At 65.5% G+C, this 621-nt stretch carries 2 protein-coding genes; one reads left to right on the forward strand and one right to left on the reverse strand.

What is annotated here, in order from left to right; translation table 11 throughout:
- Positions 1-288 (forward strand): hypothetical protein (locus IG99_RS51290; protein WP_234312186.1); only part of this gene is annotated, 288 nt, incomplete at its 5' end.
- 140 nt (positions 289-428) lie between these two features.
- Here IG99_RS51290 and IG99_RS43520 read toward each other — a convergent pair.
- Positions 429-621: winged helix-turn-helix transcriptional regulator (locus IG99_RS43520; protein WP_037684578.1), on the reverse strand; the 193-nt coding region annotated here is incomplete at its 5' end.

The following is a 621-nucleotide window of genomic DNA, read 5'->3' on the forward strand; positions in this document are numbered from 1 at the left end:
GCGCTACGACGTGCACACCGTCCGCAAACCAGGCACTACGAAACAGCGAACGAAGAAGTCAACGACCCCACGACCCCGCCGCACAGGTTAAAGATCAAGCTAGCCGACGACCTGCCGACGGAGTGTCTCATCGACGGCCCTGACCCTCGCGTGAAGGATGTCAACGAGCTGGTTCGGACGGTGTTTCGGGGCGGGTACACGGATCTCACCTGCAGCCGCAGACCACCGGTCCTCAAGGAGGACCTCGACGGAACTATCACGGCAACTCCCTGCGGTCTGGGACGCTGAGGCCCCGACGGCCGCCATTCCGCCTAGGGATGACGGCCGTCAGAGTGGGGAGGGCTCTCGGGTCCGATCGAGCATCGTTGCGTCGGGAGGCTGGTGCGAGTGACTGCGAGGTGTGCACTCCGAGCCTGCCCTTTTCAGGGCTACGGGAGAGTGGGGGTGTTTCGGTGGTGGGCGTAGTCGCTGGTGTGTTCTTCGGCCCAGTCCTGCAGGTGTTGCAGTGCGGTGGTGGCGCCGCGGGCGAGATCGGTCAGGTCGTACTGCACCGTCGGCGGGCGGCTGGTGTGCACGGTGCGGGTGATCAGTCCGCCGGTTTCGAGGTCGCGCAGGGTCTGC

Origin of the sequence: Streptomyces griseus subsp. griseus, from assembly GCF_000720255.1 — a bacterium.
Taxonomy (GTDB): domain Bacteria; phylum Actinomycetota; class Actinomycetes; order Streptomycetales; family Streptomycetaceae; genus Streptomyces; species Streptomyces griseus_I.